Source organism: Dyadobacter bucti, from assembly GCF_005869225.1.
GTDB classification, from domain to species: domain Bacteria; phylum Bacteroidota; class Bacteroidia; order Cytophagales; family Spirosomataceae; genus Dyadobacter; species Dyadobacter bucti.
In genome coordinates, this window is record NZ_SWFP01000004.1 from 302,148 (window position 1) to 319,706 (window position 17,559).

Below are 17,559 nucleotides of genomic sequence, written 5' to 3' on the forward strand. Positions count from 1 at the left end.
TATGAAGACAATCATACAACGAACCTGTTTTCTCTTCACGGTGCTGATGCTTCCCGTGCTGGTAGTTGCCCAGAGGGTGCACACCGGCAAAGTCACAGACGATAGCGGAGAGATACTGATAGGGGCGACCATCGGGGTAAAAAGTACCGAAAATTTTACGACTACGAATGAAAAAGGTTTTTATACCCTGACCCTGAAAGTGGGCGATACGCTGGTATGCTCCTATGTCGGGTACAAAACGGCTGAGGTGGTATACCGCCAGGCGTCCAACCTCACCATCAGGCTGGAATCCAATGTCAAGGAACTGGACGATGCCATAGTAATCGGATACGGATCAAAGATCAGGCAGGAGGTTACCGGCTCCATCTCCGAGATCAAGATGGACAAGATCACGGAAACACAGGTGGCCGATTCTTTTGAGTCGATGCTGCAGGGAAAGGTTGCAGGGATGAACATCCAGCTCAATTCCGGAGAGCCGGGTTCCACCCCGACCATCATTATCCGGGGGCTTGCAGCCGTGAGCCGGGGCGATGCTTCGTCCGTTTCGGAACCCCTGTATGTCATTGACGGGGTGCCCATTATTTCCCGCTCATCCGATGAGTTTAATATTACCAGTACCAACGTACTGGCCGACCTGAATCCAAGTGATATCGACGACGTTGTGGTACTGAAAGATGCCTCCGCAGCGGCAATATATGGTTCAAGAGCAGCAAACGGCGTTATCCTGATCACCACCAAAAAAGGGAAACGGGGTAAGCCGCAGATCAGCTTCAACGCCCGCACGGGAATCAACTTTGTTCCCCAGCTCCTCGACGTGGCCGGTGGAGTTAAAGAACGTGAACAGGTGTCCCGCTTGTATCAGTTGTATGCCCCGTACGGCGTTTCCATGCCCGCGATGTACACCGATATCACCAATCCATTTTACAACAATTCGTCGGACTGGCAGGGATACCTTTACAATACTTCTGTAACACAGGATTACAGCGGCTCCATACGCGGCGCCGGTGATTTCGGACAATACAGTATCAGTATGGGGCACATGGATAACAAAGGGATTTTGTTCAACACGGGCTTCAAACGTTACAGTACCATGGCCAGCACCAGCTTCAATGCGCTGAAAAACAAAGTGGTGATTAACAATACACTGGCCGTTTCCCGCACAAACCAGAGCCGGAACGTTGGTGCGCTATCTACCGGCTTCTCCTCGCTGTTACCGCTTCCCGATGCCCCCGTGGTGAAGGGCGCCGAAGTATTTAAGCCGGGCAAGGACTCCAATGTCAACGACCGGATACGGTTCAGCTCGGATGCAACACTGAATGTGATCAAAGACCTGGTTTACAAAGTGAGCCTGAGCCTTGAATATACACGCAGTATGCACGATTCGCTGGGCGTGTCGCGACGTACACTGCGGGCTTCCAATACAAGCGGAAACCTCGAAAGCCGGAATCTTTTATTTCAGAACACGGTAACCTACTCACCTAAATTTGGCGACGGGCATAGCCTGAGTTTCCTGCTCGGACAAAGTGCAGAGAAAATTGAAACCAAGCTCACCGAAGTCAGCAGCGTAAGTGCGGCTCCCACGCTATCCGAAACGGTAAAATGGCCGACAGGAAATTCCATCGGTTCGAGTAACTACACTGCCAGCTCTATTTTGTCTTATTTCAGCCGTCTGGATTACGCTTACCAGCAGAAGTATATGATAGGCGGGTCTCTCCGGGCCGACGGATCTTCCAAGTTCGGACAAGCTAATCGCTGGGGTATATTTCCCTCCGTTTCGGTGGGATGGAACTTTGCCAAAGAAGGTGTTTTTGAGGGTATGGATTGGCTGGTCAACGGTAAGATCCGCGCCAGTCACGGAATTTCCGGTACCACATGGAGCAACGACTATCTTGCCCTGGGGATCATGGACGGTGGAAAACTCGACCAGTACAATTCTCTGCTGATGATTTCTTATGGTGGCATCGCGGGGTTCTCGCCCTCCTGGTACGACGGGTTCAAGAACGAAAACCTGACCTGGGTAAAAAGCCAGATGAGCAACATAGGTATGGACGTGTCGCTGTTCCGTAATAAAGTCGAATTTGTCTTTGATGCTTATGAAAAACTGACCAAAGGATTGCTGCTCACGACTTCGCTGCCCACAACATCCGGCTACAACGAGGTATACCGTAACGCAGCCAATGTATTGAACAGGGGGCTGGAATTTACCGTCAATACCAACATGAGCTCGCGCAAGCAATTCAACTGGAACACGGGGCTCAACTTTGCCCTGAACCGGAACCGGGTGGTAGCTTTGCCCGACGGTAATGCCGATATCATCAAAACAAGTACCTCGGGACAGGATTTCGGTTCCGTTGTACGCACAGGCGCTCCTTTGAATGGATTTTTCTTCTACCAGTCGCAAGGCATTTATCAGACTGAGGACCAGATTCCTGTCAACCCTAAGACCGGTGCGAGGCTGGTAGGGCTGCAAAGCAAGAAACTTGCTGTGGGCGACCGTAATTTCAAGGACCAGAACGGCGACTATATCATCGATGTCAGGGACAGGATCTTTGCCGGCGACCCCAACCCCAAATGGACAGGCGGGTGGACGAATGATTTTACCTACAAAAATTTTGGCCTGAACGTGATCTCGACCTTTGTGGCAGGCAGGAAGATCGTAAATACTGCATTACTGGACAGGTTGAAATACGGTAAGGGTTTTGCCGGAACCAAGTCGATGCCCAATTTCGATAACTATTCGATTTGGGAAAAAAGCGGCGACATGGCAAAATATCCGACACTGAATCCCTGGAACGACGCTTCCCAGATCGTGTCTTACGATTCAGAATACATAGAGGACGGTTCCTACTTCAAGATCAAAACGGCGACATTGTCTTATAACCTGAAACCCAAGATGCTGAGCCGTATCGGTGTGGGCCGGGCACGTGTGTACTGTACGCTGGATAACCTTGTGACCTTCCAGAAATACAGCGGCCCCGACGCCGAGCTGATTACCATCGATGGCTTTGACGACTCCAAAGGATATCCCATGCGGAGAATGATGCTGTTTGGAGTTTCCCTGGGATTATAGTTTTGAAAAGATAAACAGAAGCTAACAATGAGAAACAAGATATTTATCACATGCTTAACATCCCTGATGTTTGTTTCACAGGGCTGTAAAGACTGGCTGGACGAATTGCCCATCAACACAGTGACAGAGGACCAGGCCTGGAAAAGCGGAAGTGATGCGGAAGGTGCCGTTGCCAAAGCATTTGCTATTTTCCGCCGTGCACTGGCAGGATTGACGAAAGCAGACACGCCTTCTACCACCAGAAACGGAGCGTGGGGCGACTATTATTTCTGGGGAGATATGCGGTCGGGAGACTGGATTACACCCAACAATGACGGTGACTGGCAGGCCGGGTTCGAAAATCGCCTGATCTCCCGTACCGAACTGGAACCTATGACCAACTGGAGGCTCTTTTACCGGGCTATCGAGCAATGTAATCTCGTACTCGAGAATGTTCCTAATATCACAGAAGGGTTCACCGCCGAAAGAAAGGCGCAGTTGCTGGCCGAAGCACATTTTATGCGGGCGATGGCGCATTTTTATGCTGCACGTATCTGGGGCGATATCCCTATCAACCTGACAGCCCGTAACGTACAGCCACTGGGCCGCGAACCGCTTGCTGATGTCATGCGGATGGTAGTGGCGGAAGCTGACGAGGCAATAGCCGTACTTCCCTGGCTATACGATGGCACCAGGAAAAAATCAACTTCCCGTGGGACCAAGGGCGCAGCTTTGGCATTGAAAGCACATGCTCTGATGTGGTTGAAGGACTATCAGGGTGCATCAGATGCAATCAAGCAGATTATTGATGAGGGTAAATTCAGTCTGGCCCCCATCGAAGGGTTTCGGGATATGTTTGATAAAGGCGAAACAAACGAGATGGTTTTTCAGATGTTCTATGATGCCAGCATCGGCGAATTCTCGGATTACTATGGGCATATCATGACGTATTACCTTACCAACCCTTATACGGACAGAGGCAACCTGTCACTGGCTGTGCCGAGGTCGCGGATTCTGCAAATTTATCCGGATTACGCACGTGACCAGTCAGACAAACGCGTCGCCGAATTTTTTCAAAGCATTGACTTCTCGGTAGGCGAAAACGAGCTCCGCCCCATACTTGCCGATCCTATTGCAAATGGCGAGCGGCTGATCATGTTTGCCAAATTCAGGAAAGCAAAGGACCGTACTTACAATCTGATGGACGGACCCGTGCCCATCTTCCGTTATGCAGAACTGCTGTTGCTGAAAGCCGAGGCCGACGCCAGGCTAAGCAATTTAAATGAATCATTAGCCAACCTAAACCTGGTTCGTGCCCGGGCCGGCATTCCGCTTTTTGAAAAAGCGGATCAACCACTGCTGATCGAGGAAATTCTCGAAGAGCGCCGCCGTGAACTGATCGGAGAGTTTCAGCGCGTATATGACCTGGTTCGTCTGGGACGTCTCCATGAATTCAATTCGTCGGTATCGGAGAAGGATGAAAAAGACGGAGCGGGTTTCTTTCCGGTCAGTGACGAAGCCTTCGCGAATAACCCGAACATGACGCAAACCTATTACTGGCAGTTCAACCAATAATCGTAAAACAAGCAGTCAAAATGAAGAGATCAATTATCGCCATTTTATTTGCCGGTGTCGTTTTTATATGCGGATGTAACGACGATTATTTTACCGATGGAGGCCTGCCGGACGAAAAGGCAAGTGTGCTGAACGTTTCGACCCTGGATTATCTGGATAGTCAGAAGGGACAATTCGATACACTGGCTACCCTGATCAAGCTGTGCGGACTCGAAGCTGAGGTGAACAAGCCCGGGAATACTTTCCTGGCCCCTCAGAACTATTCGATACATAATTATTTCAAACTGTTGTTTCCCGAAGATAACTGGCCCCCGCTAACTGCGCTCACAGCTGAGCAAAAAGAGGAAATTGCCGGCATCATCAGGAATTATATCATACCCGACAAGCAGGTTGAGAGAAGCGGACTGTCGCCCGCCTATAGCTATGAGACGACCCGCGGAGGTACAAAGGCCCGGTTTAACCTGATCAGGGAAGACTATCTGGAAAACGTAAATATGGGGGCGGCTTACCTGGTGTTTGGTCTCAACGTAGGTGCCGGTAACGTGGAGCAATACCGTTCGGTAATCGTGGTAACGTCGGGGTTGCGGTCAACCAACGGAATTATTCATGTGCTGGATTCAAATACTCACATCTTCGGATTTAACTAAGATACAGGGATGAAACATCAAAATACAATGAAACATTTTTGGGGCATCGCCATTTTTATGGGATACCTGGTGTCGCTGTCCGGCTGTGTAGAAGTACCTGCAGAAGGGAGCCTGGCGCCGGATATCGGCTACAAGAACAGGAAACAATATGCTGTATCCGGATTGGAGCAAAATATAGGCGACTTCCTTTCGTCGAGCTCAACACTGCCGTTGAAATTTGAGATTATCAATATTACTGAGACAAACGGCGGGGAAGTTGCTGCTCTGAAAGAAGAGTTGTCGGTTGTTCGCTACAAAGAAGCGATTGTCGGGAACGAAAGCGCGGAAGAACTTGCCCTGAAATCCGTGGTCGTAAAACAACCCGCGATCACCATCAATCAGAACACCGGCAAGATCGAACTGCTGGAAGGTAATAAAATCCCGGCAGGCGAATATCGCTTTGATGTACAGGTAAGCAATACTTCCGGTAGCAAGGTGCTGAAAGACGCGATCGTGATCGAGTTTGTTGAGTTTGAAGCTCCCAGCTGGTCAGCCGGGATGGCCAAACCGCCCGTCATAGAACGTGTTGCCGCTACGCCCAATCAGATCCTGTTTGTCGGTTATCTGGACGGTAAGCAAGTACCCGGAAACCGTATCGATTTCACCAAAAACCGCAGTGCCGGATTTAAAGGAACGTTTGTCGACGATAAGCCGGAAGGAGAATTATGGAACGTCAGGTTTCCGGTGAAATATTCCGATACCTATTGCAGCTGGAAAGTCATCAAAAACGAAAATGGTGCCGAGCAGGTCAGCTACGTCAGTGAAAATTTCAATTTCGTCTTGGGGATCCCCGGCAGTTATGTTATCCGACTTTACAAGTAAAAATATGAAACGATATAGCTATTACTCCGGCCTGATTTTTATCTTCCTGATGGGAACGGGCAGCCTCGCACTGGCGCAGGACAAAGCCAGGAAAATATTGGTGATCGGTGTGGACGGTATCATTAATACCGCCATCGATTATGCCACCACACCGGGAGTCGATGAACTTCTGGGAAATGCATCGTTCAGCATGAACGGATACAGCGGCGTACCCGCTTACTCTACTACCGGCTGGTCTACTTTGCTGACCGGTGTCGGTGCCCAAAAACATGGTGTTGTTACCAACAAAACGTTTGCAGGTAATCGTTTTGCGACTTACCCTTCGGTGGTGAACCGCATCAAATCGGTTACTCCGGCGGCTAAAATTGGTTCTGTCGTAAGAAATGCAGGAATTAACGAGCTGCTGAACAGCGCTGCCGACTACAAATTTCAGTATACCTCCGACCAGGGCGTTTTCGAAAAGTCTGCCGAGCTGATCAAGCAGTCTGATATAGGCGCGGTGTTTGTTCAGTTCAGCAGCCCGGCAGAAATCGGGGCGGCAACAGGCTACCAGCTGCGGGAAGCACAATATGTCCTGGCGATTCAGCAGATCGACAAATACGTCGAGCAACTGCAGGCGGCCATTAAGTCCCGGGGCACTTATGCCAATGAAAACTGGGCTGTTTTTCTGGTGTCTACACATGGGGGCACAGAATCCGGCGTCACGCTGAACAACAGTGTTGAAGAATTCAATGTGCCCATCATTCTGGCAGGCGGTGAAATGGATAAAAAAGAATTGATAGGAACATCCATAGCTGCCAGGGAAAACAATGACAACATCCTGACCCTGAACCAGGCACCTTCCGGTGACAAAACCTACGTAAGGGTACCGATTGCCAACACGGCCCTCAAAGGGATGAACAAATTTACTATAGAACTCTGGGTGAAAGCAGGAGCCAATTCCAGTGACCCGTCCATTATTGGCGACAAGGATTGGGATTCTGGCGGTAACCCTGGCTTTACCCTCTGCCGCAGCGGGTCCAGCTGGAAGATCAACATCGCAAACACCAAGCGCGAACGGTATGACATAGGCTCCACAAAGGCACTCGAAGACGGCAATTGGCACCATATGTGCGTGACTTTCGATAAGACCAACGCATGTATTGTATACCAGGATGGCGAGAAGGTAGCAGAGTCCAAACTGACCTATAAAGCAGAGGACGATATGTCTTCTCCTTTCAATTACATCTGTCTTGGTCAGGAGGGTACGCAGAAATACAGCGGAGGTGCACCCAACTGGGCCGGGTCTTTCAACGAAGTGAGGATATGGACGGATGTCCTTTCCCCGCAAACCATCAAAGACTATATGTATTTGCGCAATATCGAAACCAGCAACCACCCTAACCGGGCTTCCCTGAACCTCTACCTGAAACTGGATGAAGTCCGCGGAACCGCCGTTCAGGATTATAGCGGTAAGGGTAACAATGGCGAGCTGGTAGGCCCGGCCAGCGAGCGCCACCCGCTTTACCCGATCGGCCTGACCGATGTTGCAGTAAATGTGCTGAGCCATTTAGGTATACGTGCTGACGGCACCTGGGGGTTAGAAGGAAATTCCCTGAAGTCAAATGTTCCTTTTCGTCTGTTTAAAGTGAAATAACCGAACTGTCATGCAAACAAGATTGAAATTAATGGCACTTTTCGTGCTGGTCGCGATGGGGCTGAGCTCCTGTAAAGACGACTCTTTATTAGCAGAAATGGATGCGGCCCAACTCGCCTCTGGGAGGCTGGGAGGGACCTGGGCGAAACCGACAAGCATCGTAACACCCGAGGGAGTTCCCGCAGAAGTTTTTGGCGCCATGAGGCTGGTGTTCACCACCGATGAAGATGGCAAACCGTCCGAGTTTCTGGCAAAGGACTGCCCGATTGTTTTTGGCGGATCTGCCGGTACCTGGGCTGTGAGCGGATCTCAGGAAAACGCGAAGGTAACATTGACAGGTGTAACGCCGGTTGATGAGTTCACTGCAAAAGTATCCTCAGGTACGCTTACCATTTCATTTAAAATGGGGTGGGAGAACACCGATACCGGAGCTACCGGACAGGGCGATTTCAGTGTGACATTGAGCCGTCAGTAGTTTAAAATCAAAAAAACTGATCAATTATAAAAAGCACTTTGCTAAAAAAGCTGATATGAAAATCCTTAGTTATACCACCCTCGGCAGGTTGCTCCTGCTTGTCCTGACGGCCTCCTGCTGTTTATTATCATGTAAAGAAGAATACAACCACACAGTGGATGTAGCCAATCCTGTTGTCGTGAGTTTCAATCCTGTATCGGGTATTGAAGAAATATCGGTAAACAGTAACCTCGTACTGACATTTGACGAGCATGTGAAAAAAGGAACCGGTAACATTATCATCAAAGGAGAGTCTTCGACAAAAACCATTGACGTAGCATCCGAAGCGGTTGTGATCGGCGAAGATGCGCGCGTGGTTACCATCAAGCCCGGCGAACTGGAGTCAGACGAGCAGTATACGGTTACTCTGGACCCCGGAACCCTTACCGATCTTTTGGGCAACAAATTTATGGGAAGCAATGCCGCAGCTCCCTGGACGTTCACCACAGCTGGTACCAGCGGGCCGATGGTACTTTCGCTGTTACCTGCCAATGGAAGTAAAGACGGCTCTTTGTTTAAACTGGAACTTAACTTTTTGGCGGCTGTAAGCAAAGGGGCAGGGAATATAGCCATTTACGGCGCCAACAATTCAAAAGTAGCTGAGGTTTCGGTAGCCAGTGCGGCTGTGATGTTTCAAAACACCAAGGTCGTTGTGAACCTGGGTACGCCCCTGGCTTTCGCAACAGCCTACTATGTGACGATTGACAATGGTGCTATCCTGGACGCAGCCGGGAAGAAATTCAAAGGATTCAAAGGAAGCACAGAGTGGAGCTTTACCACCACAAGTGGCAGCGGAAGTGATCTGATAGTACACCTGCCTCTTGATCAGGATCTGACAGATGGCAGTGGAAATAAATTCGATGCAAGCAATGGCAGTACTGCGTCGGCACAGGTTGAGTTTATCAACGATCCGGTCCGTGGCAAAGTCGCCAGCTTTGTGGCAGGGTCGTATGCGGTATTGCCTAAGCATAACCTGCTGAGACCTTCACTGACACAGGACTTCAGCTTCAATATCTGGATGAAATTGCCCGGTATAGGTTCTGATCCTGCACTTTTTTCCAATTCCGACTGGGATTCGGGTGGTAATCCGGGTTTGGTGCTGTGTACCGACGGCGGTGCTACCTATGCCGGCCCTGGCTCTACGGAACGGGGATGGATTGTGAAAGTAGCGGGTGGAGGAGGCCGCATGGACTGGAGAGCGGGACAAATGGCGCCGCAAGCTCCTGCATTGTCCGACAACAAATGGCACATGGTTACTGTCGTTTTTAATCAGAAAACCAAAATACTGCATGTGTTTATTGATGGTGTTGAATATAACCAGGCGACCAATGCCTTAAGTTATAATCTGAATACGTTGTTGGGCCCCTGGTGGGATGCGGCTAAGGACTATCCGTTTACGATCTGGGAAGATGGTACAGGTAAATACAATGCGGGCGACGACACCCGTAAAAACCTGGCTGGATTTGTAGATGATATCCGGATCTACAACAAGGCCCTGACCCCGCAGGAAGTTACGGCTCTGTTTAAGAACTAGGGAGGCCGGAGTCTTGAAAGGCGCATGAACCGAGCATGGTTCATGCGCCTTTTTTTATTCGTTCTTCAGAACTTCCGCCGGATTACTCGCGGCAGCCTTCATCGTCTGCGACCCGATCATGATGATTGCGATCAGCAATACCGCCAGCAAACCGACGAGCATTTCGACGACCTGCACGGGTGTGTGATACGGAAATCTGGTGAGCACAACGTTTTCGAAAAAAAAGTAGGTTACTGGCAGGGCGATGAGCGCGGATATGGACAGCAGCGATATAAAACCGTGGCTCAGTAGGTAGACAAGGCTGCCGGAACCGGCCCCCATGACTTTGCGGATGCCGATCTCTTTTAGCCGGGTTTCAGTTGTGAACACCACCATTCCGAACAGTCCCATCGATGCAATGGAAATGGCAAGGAACGAAAGGAAGCCGATGATCTTGATCATCGCTGAAAATTCGCTGTATGCTTCCTCTATTGATTCGTCATAGAATTCAGCCTCAAACGGATGAACGCGATCTATCTTCTTCCATGTTGACTCGATCTTGGCGATGGTCGCCGGCATGTCAGAGCTTCGGATTTTGGCATTGATGATTGCCCTGTCGCCGGGTGTCCAGGGCATGAATGCTACCGGGCCGATGAGATTGTCTACCTTGCCGTAGTGAAAATCTTTCATCACACCGACAATGGTCATCTTTTGCCCGTTTACCTGGAAGTTACTGAATGTTATCTCCTCTCCGACTGCCTTTTCCGGATCGCCGGTGCCGATGTTGAATCGTTTCAGGAATTGCTGATTGACGATCACTTCACCTGCACCTCTGGCCGTAGTGGGCCTTGTCATAAAATTTCCGCCCGCAATGAGCTTGTATCCATGCACGGGCAAATAGTTTTCGTCTACGTTGTTGGTCATGACCAGCACGGAGTCTCGGGAATCCTTGTATTTCATATAGCCGCCCCAGGCATTTCCCACACTGGTGATGATCATTGACCGGGACAGTGCTGTTACTTCCGGCATCTCGCCCAGTTCTTTGAGAAGTTCATCTGGTTTATTGTCCTGCATATTGATATTCAGGATGTTTTCCGTGTTGAATCCCAGGTCGAAAGCAAGTATATTTTTATACTGCACATATCCGATGGCGGTGGTTGTTATAAAGATCAGTGTAACTGTGTATTGAACCACTGCCAAAGTACGCCGGAGTGTTACGTGTGTAAACCCTTTCGCTGACCGGAACGCCGGTGCAGACACATTCCTGAGCGCATGGATCGCACTGGTTTTCGAAAAGAACATGGCAGGCATAAATCCGGCAATAACACCCACAGCAACCGAAAAGACGATAAAGGCAACGATCACAGACGGGGTGAGGTCCAGTTTCACCATCCGCTGAATTTCCGGGGCCGTGCCGATCAGCTGCGGCCGCAAGATGAGAAATATGAAAAATGAAAGAAAAAGGGCTGCCAGGGAGATCAAGACCGCTTCCGCGAGGAACTGCTGCCGTACCTGGCTCTTTCCCGCACCGATCGCTTTACGAAGCCCTACTTCCTTAAAACGGCGCATGCCGCGTGCGATCGAAAGATTGGTATAGTTGAAACAAGCGGACAAAATAACAACCAATGCAAGCCCGCCTAGTATCCAAAGTACAACGGGAGGCATGTGAGGACCGGTGGGGCCCATGGATCTGCCGAGATCCTCCCCGACTACGATGTTATGCAAAGGAAGAAGTTCGAGCTGGATCCTGGTGCTTTCTTCGGCGCGGTTTTCCTGTTTTGCAATTGCGTCGAGCTGTGACTGGATTGCGGTCATGTCGGCATGCTCCGGCAGCAGGAGATATACGTAGTTTGACCACATGCTGGTCCATTTTTCAAAATTTTTATCGTTCCTGTTGAGCTGTTCGGCCGTCGATAGTGATACCAACGCTTCGAACTGGATATGCGAAAAGAAGGGGACGTCCTTCATCACTCCGGTTACCTGGTAGTCAAGCGTGTCGAATTTGATCGCCTTTCCTAGTGCAGGTCCGTTGCCGAACAGCTTTTTTGCGGCCGTCTCCGTGAGGACGATCGAGTAAGGATCTTTCAGTGCAGTTTCGGGATTGCCTTCCAGCATCGGGAATGTCAATGTCCTGAACAGCGACGGCTCCGCCCAGAAGCCTTTGATTGGGAGAACATTGTCGCCGACTCTCGCATCCTGCGAAAAGTCACTGCGCATAATAGCCACTTCTTCAATGCCGGTCACTTTTTCCCGGATCAGCTTGCCGGTTTTAATTGATGTCGATCCAAACTTGCCGCTTTGTTCACCTTTGAAAGTCGCTATGTTCGTGATGCGATAGATCCTCTTGCCATTCTGGTGGAACTTGTCGTACGAAAGCAGGTCGAGCACAAAAGCGATCAGCAGTAACCCGACGGACATACTGATGGCAAGGCCAACAATATTGATGGATGAGAACAGCTTATTGCGCATGAGGCTGCGTCCTGATGTTTTGAAGTAGCTTCCGAGCATGATCCAGGTAATAAAAGGTTGACAAGTTTTACCGGCCGAAATATTCATGCCTTCGTTTCAAATGACTTTAAATCAAATGATTACCGTATAGGTTATTGTCGCAGCTGTTCGATAATGAACAATTCCGGCGGAATCGTACACCATTGTTACAAATGCCTCTTTCTTTTCGCATTAACGGAAAAAGGGGAGGTGCTTCGAATGATTTGAAGCACCTCCCCTTACTTTGAAATTTATCAATTTAATTCGTTATGGCAAGTGTTTCAATGGCTACTGTCCCGTCGGTTTTTGCAAATTGGACAGTATATACTCCACGTGTCAAAGAATTGGTAACGATGCCTTCTATTATGCTGGAAGTTTCAGTTACGGTCAATCCATGCGGTCCCGGATATCATTATGGCTTACAGTTGGTTTATTCGACCGGAAACAAAGCGATGTGTTCACCGGATCGGCGGACGCCCGCCGGCCCGACTACCGAAGCTGGAAGTACTGTATTCTGGGGCCGGTCCATGTTGTGAGCTTTACGTGCCCCTATTTCGTGTCGGGGGCAAGGACAATGCGGGCAAAAAAACGCAATACCTTCGATTGGTAAAGGAAGAATCCTATGGATGCGCAGTTCCGTCCTCAGACGGAGTGAAGAGCCGGATCAGCTGGATAATGAATACGGGCATTATTCCCCCTGCCAATATCAGTTCCAAAGATTGTATGCTTATCAATTCCACAGCGAGTATCTGTCGTAAAAATGGAATGTAATAGGTTGCAAAAAGGATCAAAATGCAAAGCAGAATAGCGAGCCAGATATATCTGTTGCGCGTGATTTCATTGTTGAAAAATCGGTGTTTGCCGGAATACAGATTGAACACATGCAGCAATTGAGCCAGCGACAATGCGTAAAATGTAATGGTGTTGCCTTCCTGATGGCTTAACCCCAGCCGCTGAGTACCATACCCGTAAACACCTAGCACCGAGGCGGTCATGACCAATGCGTAGAAGACAATTTTCTTCCAATCCCTGATCTGGACGATCGGTTTTTTGGGATCTCTGGGCGGGAAGGTCATCAGCTTGTCGTTTTCTTTACCCACACCCAGGGCCAGGGCGGGAAAGACATCTGTGATAATATTGAGAAACAGTATCTGGAGGGGCAGGAGGGGAGCGCCCACGTCCAGGAAGCCCGCGAAGGTGACCACAAAAATCTCGCTCATATTACATGACATCAGAAAGACAATAAACTTGCGGATATTTTCAAAAATTACGCGTCCCTGTCCGATTGCGTAAACAATTGAAGCAAAAGAATCGTCTTTCAAAACCATATCAGAGGCTTCTGCGGCAACGGCTGTGCCGCGTAATCCCATAGCAATACCGATGTCTGATTTCTTCAGTGCGGGGGCGTCGTTCACGCCGTCGCCGGTCATACCGACAATAGCGCCCTGATCCTGATAAAAACCGATCAAATCCAGTTTCTGGGAGGGGCTCACACGCGCAAAAACCTGGCAGTCCAGCATTTTTTTTCTGTCTGTATCAGACGAAAGATCAAAGGACTCAAGATCTTTCCCCGTTAGGGCAAGACGGTAATCAGGTCCGACCAGATTGACCTGCCTCGCGATGCTCAGGGAAGTGGCCGGGTGGTCGCCCGTGACCATGATGACCTTGATACCTGCCTCACGGCAGGCCTTTAAAGCCGGTGTGACTTCGCTGCGTGCCGGGTCCTGAAAGCCTATCAGTCCCAGGTAGGTCAGTTTGTTTTCCCTGACAAAATCATCTGCCGGCGCAGTCTCAGCCTGCCGGAAAGCAAAAGCCAGCGTACGAAGGCCGTCAGCTGCCATGCGCTCGGAAATTTCGACCTCCCGGTCACGATCTGCTTCACTGGTCCACTGGCAAAGTGCCGATACCTCCTCAATCGCGCCTTTTACTGCTATCAGATAACTAGATCCTGATTTTTGCAAGGTACCCATGATGCGGGTGTCAGAGCTAAAAGCTTTTTCGGCTTTTCTCTCATATTCAGTATGCAAAGCATTCAGATCGATGCCGGTTGCCCGGGCGTACGAAAGCAGAGCGATTTCCACCGGATCGCCGATTTCTTTGCTATCATTATTTTCGCTATTGAGTTGCGCATTGTTGGCCAGAGCGCCTATGCGAAGGAGCATCTCAAAGTCCGACTTGCCCGCCGGTTTCGCATCATCGGTTACAGCTTCATTGTCCTTAATCTCCGTTTCTGTCCCGACGGTCAGGTCGCAGGCAGCAGTATGCAGGGAGTGCACGGAGATCTTATTCTGGGTCAGCGTGCCTGTTTTATCTGTAAAAATAACATTGGTGCCTCCCAGTGTTTCCACGGCCGACAAACGTTTTACCACTACTTTCTTTTTTGCAAGCCTGAGCATACCATAGGCCAGGGCAATGGTTGCCACCACCGACATGCCTTCCGGAATGGCTGCTATGGCCAGGGCAATGGCGGTTTCTATGAGCTGTTTGGTGTTTTCTCCACGGAGCAGGCCCACCATCAGAAACAGCACGGCAAGTCCGGTGGTTACCCAGATCAGCACCTTCGCCAGAGCATCCAGCTTGGTTTCCAGGGGCGTGGCGCTGCGCTTGGACTGCTGTACCAGCGTTGCGATCTTGCCAAGTTCCGTGTCCTGGCCGATACCGGTTACAATGGCTTTTGCATTTCCACTGGTAATGGCCGTCCCTTTAAACAAGCGGTTGTGCTGGTCGCCGAGCGGGGCGTCTCTTTCAGACGGTGAGGTAGTTTTGGCCGAGGGGATCGACTCGCCGGTCAGCGCAGATTCGTCTGTTTCAAGCTGGTTGGCTTCTAAAATACCGGCATCCGCGGGGATCAGGTCACCGGCTTCTAAAACAAGGATATCGCCGGTCGTGACATATTCGGAAGGGACTTCGGTAAGCTGTCCGTCCCGGAGCACGCGGGCAGGGGTGGTATCGAGTTTTTTCAGGGCCTGCATGGACTGCCGGGCGCTGTATTCCAGTAAAAACCCTGTCACTGCATTAATTACAATAACGGCAAGAATGGCATATCCTTCGAGTGCATCACCAAGTACAAAAGAGATGATTGCAGCTGCTGCCAGTATCCAGACGATCAGGCTGTTGACCTGCCTGAGCAAAATGGACCATATACTTTCCTGCTCCTGATGTTCCAGCTGGTTCAAGCCGGAAAGTTTCGTACGTGCACTGGCCTCCCGGGCCGATAAACCTTCGTGCGGATGGGTATCCAGCTTTTGTGTCAGCTCCTCAGGAGTGAGCTCGTGAAAGTGTTTCGGCATAGGAAATTGAAAAGTGTTGGCGGGGATATTATTTTAGGTCTTGCAAAATGACACGGTCTCCTGGTGATCAGTCGTTTCAATTCCCCGGGTCGATCGGAAAAGTGATACAGGTGGCGATAGTCCTCATACCGAATGTAGGCAATAAACTTTTCCCTGGTTTCGGCGAAAGGTCTATGTCTTTAATCGAGGTCATAAAGCCTGCTTGGTCAGTTTCAAAGATCAAATCTACCTTCCGCATTCTGTAAAAACGATGATTATCCGCACGAAATAACCTGACCCGGATCATTTTCAGCCAAGATAACTAAACGGATGCTGGTGATTGAAGACCGGATTTTATCCAAAACTGTATCCAATGTGAAGGTTCAGAAAGTTGGCTTCAAGCAATGAAGTAGATGCAGCCACTGTACAATTATTCAAATTGGACTACTTGTATTTATTTCTTGGACTATTTAAGTGATCCGGTCAAGGGGTACTTTTTTATTGAATTCCAAACGTTCTTAATCAATCGGATGAATCAGATAACGATCACAAAAGCCACAACCTACGATCTGACAATTGTACAGCAGCTCGCCAGAGAAACCTTTTTTGAGACATTTGCAGAAGCCAATACCAAAGATCTCCAGGATATTTAACCCGATCGGACAGCCTTTCTCAACTCATTTTTTGCCAAAAAAACGTTGTTTGGGGCTGTCCTTTTTTATAAATTCCTGAACAGCTTCTGCCAGTTCGATGGGATAATCGGATTCGATGATAGAAGCCCCGTCTTTCGCTATTGACCGGTAAGCCGCTTTTCTTTCTCCGGCACTTTTCAGTTTATCGTAGGACGATGCCGCCGATATCATACACATGGCGCCTTTTTTATTCAGCAAACCGTATAATTCCTGGTTACCGGGTTTCACCAATGGGCCGATATAAGCGATCAGCTGGGTAAACGGAACCCCGGCTTTTTCATATTCATCAAACTCTTTTTTTGACCTGATAAAAGCGGAGAACATACTGGCCTTGTTTTCTGTCAGGTAGTAAAGCGCTTCATCGGGGCTATGGACGGTTTTCATGACGAAAGCTTCGGCCCGGTGCTTCCGTATGAGCGCTGCCGTCATTTTCAGCGGTACATCTTTGTGGTCCAGGTTCAGGATTGTTTTCCCGCGCGCCCATTCAATGACTTCGGATAGGGTGGGGATCGGAAAGTCGGTCACATTTCCGTCAGCATCTTTCAGCCGGAAATTTTTCAGTTCGGCATAGGTGTAATCCGAGAGTTTTCCTTTGCCGGTGGTTGTGCGATCCAGGGTGGCGTCGTGCATGAGTACCATTACGCTATCCTTTGTCAGCCGTGGGTCTATTTCAAAAAAAGCAGGCGTGTACTTCAGTGTATTTTCGAATGTGGCAATGGAGTTTTCGGGAAACCCTGTCACCATGCCGCCCCGGTGACCGGCGATCAGCAGCCTGTCATTTCCGGTAAATTTGAAAAAAGCGTGCAGGTCTTTTGCAGATTTCAGTTTGAGCACGTTGCTATTGCCCTGCGCTTTTACGTAACAGGCAGATAATAAAAGGATTGCGCTTAAAATCAGATCAATTTTTTTCATTTCGACATTTTAATTGTTGATAATAAAAGGCATTGCGTTTCAACAAACTGAATTCCGTTTTTTTCATCCAGCTGAAACATCGTAACTGCGGATTTTCCTGAACGAGCCGCAGGTAGTTTTTCAAAGGCATGCCCAAGTTTCCAGGCCAGATACTCCGTTTTATTCAGCATAATCAATAAAATCCGTCAGTACTGTGACGATGATAGCTTTGTCCGTTTCAAATTTTTCAGGTTTCCGCGCAGAATCGTTCTGACCAGAAACCATGAATCCGAGAATGGCCACAAGCGTGCATGATAGCATCCGGCATCTTGTGTTCCTGTATGGGATCTCTTCATAATCATGTCATTTTTATGTTAATGATACACGCAAATAGCACTACATACAAGATAGGCCTCTGTATCTCT

At 49.4% G+C, this 17,559-nt stretch carries 13 protein-coding genes; 9 read left to right on the forward strand and 4 right to left on the reverse strand.

The features are described from left to right. The first annotated feature begins 1 nt into the window (after position 1). Genes FBF61_RS15110 through FBF61_RS15140 form a run of 7 tightly spaced genes read left to right on the forward strand, consistent with a single transcriptional unit; the run spans position 2 to position 9,816 of the window. Positions 2–3,070 (forward strand): SusC/RagA family TonB-linked outer membrane protein, encoded by a 3,069-nt coding sequence (locus FBF61_RS15110; protein WP_138478600.1) that lies wholly within the window; start codon positions 2–4, stop codon positions 3,068–3,070. 27 nt (positions 3,071–3,097) lie between these two features. Beyond that, positions 3,098–4,624, forward strand: a complete 1,527-nt coding sequence (locus tag FBF61_RS15115) for a RagB/SusD family nutrient uptake outer membrane protein (RefSeq protein WP_138478602.1) — start codon at positions 3,098–3,100, stop codon at positions 4,622–4,624. Between the two features lie 20 nt (positions 4,625–4,644). Then, positions 4,645–5,271, forward strand: coding sequence for a fasciclin domain-containing protein (locus tag FBF61_RS15120; protein WP_138478604.1), 627 nt, complete (start codon positions 4,645–4,647; stop codon positions 5,269–5,271). Between the two features lie 27 nt (positions 5,272–5,298). After that, positions 5,299–6,132, forward strand: a complete 834-nt coding sequence (locus FBF61_RS15125; protein ID WP_166444538.1) for a DUF5007 domain-containing protein — start codon at positions 5,299–5,301, stop codon at positions 6,130–6,132. Positions 6,133–6,136: 4 nt separating this feature from the next. Beyond that, positions 6,137–7,768: a LamG-like jellyroll fold domain-containing protein gene (locus tag FBF61_RS15130; RefSeq protein ID WP_166444539.1), complete on the forward strand. Its 1,632-nt coding sequence runs from the start codon at positions 6,137–6,139 to the stop codon at positions 7,766–7,768. A 10-nt stretch (positions 7,769–7,778) separates the two neighbouring features. Beyond that, complete coding sequence (locus FBF61_RS15135) at positions 7,779–8,243, forward strand: hypothetical protein (protein ID WP_138478610.1); 465 nt, start codon at positions 7,779–7,781, stop codon at positions 8,241–8,243. A 55-nt stretch (positions 8,244–8,298) separates the two neighbouring features. After that, positions 8,299–9,816 carry an Ig-like domain-containing protein gene (locus tag FBF61_RS15140; protein WP_138478612.1) on the forward strand — a complete coding sequence of 506 codons (1,518 nt, stop codon included), beginning with the start codon at positions 8,299–8,301 and terminating at the stop codon, positions 9,814–9,816. 54 nt (positions 9,817–9,870) lie between these two features. On the opposite strand, the gene FBF61_RS15145 is transcribed toward FBF61_RS15140, so the two are convergent. After that, positions 9,871–12,351, reverse strand: coding sequence for an ABC transporter permease (locus FBF61_RS15145; protein ID WP_310590276.1), 2,481 nt, complete (start codon positions 12,349–12,351; stop codon positions 9,871–9,873). A gap of 200 nt (positions 12,352–12,551) precedes the next feature. Here FBF61_RS15145 and FBF61_RS15150 point away from each other — a divergent pair, with 200 nt between their 5' ends. Next, the gene (locus tag FBF61_RS15150; RefSeq protein ID WP_138478614.1) at positions 12,552–12,818 is read left to right on the forward strand and encodes a hypothetical protein; all 267 of its coding nucleotides are present in this window, start codon (positions 12,552–12,554) and stop codon (positions 12,816–12,818) included. Positions 12,819–12,902: 84 nt separating this feature from the next. On the opposite strand, the gene FBF61_RS15155 is transcribed toward FBF61_RS15150, so the two are convergent. After that, positions 12,903–15,572: a cation-translocating P-type ATPase gene (locus FBF61_RS15155; protein ID WP_138478617.1), complete on the reverse strand. Its 2,670-nt coding sequence runs from the start codon at positions 15,570–15,572 to the stop codon at positions 12,903–12,905. A 509-nt stretch (positions 15,573–16,081) separates the two neighbouring features. Between FBF61_RS15155 and FBF61_RS35275 the strand changes: the two genes are divergently transcribed. Beyond that, entirely contained in the window at positions 16,082–16,204 is a 123-nt protein-coding gene (locus FBF61_RS35275) for a hypothetical protein (protein WP_262712815.1), read from the forward strand. A 24-nt stretch (positions 16,205–16,228) separates the two neighbouring features. On the opposite strand, the gene FBF61_RS15160 is transcribed toward FBF61_RS35275, so the two are convergent. Both FBF61_RS15160 and FBF61_RS34650 read right to left on the reverse strand, forming a co-directional pair. Then, positions 16,229–17,155: a glycerophosphodiester phosphodiesterase family protein gene (locus tag FBF61_RS15160; protein ID WP_138478619.1), complete on the reverse strand. Its 927-nt coding sequence runs from the start codon at positions 17,153–17,155 to the stop codon at positions 16,229–16,231. Positions 17,156–17,314: 159 nt separating this feature from the next. After that, positions 17,315–17,455, reverse strand: coding sequence for a hypothetical protein (locus tag FBF61_RS34650; protein WP_166444540.1), 141 nt, complete (start codon positions 17,453–17,455; stop codon positions 17,315–17,317). Positions 17,456–17,559: the final 104 nt, after the last annotated feature.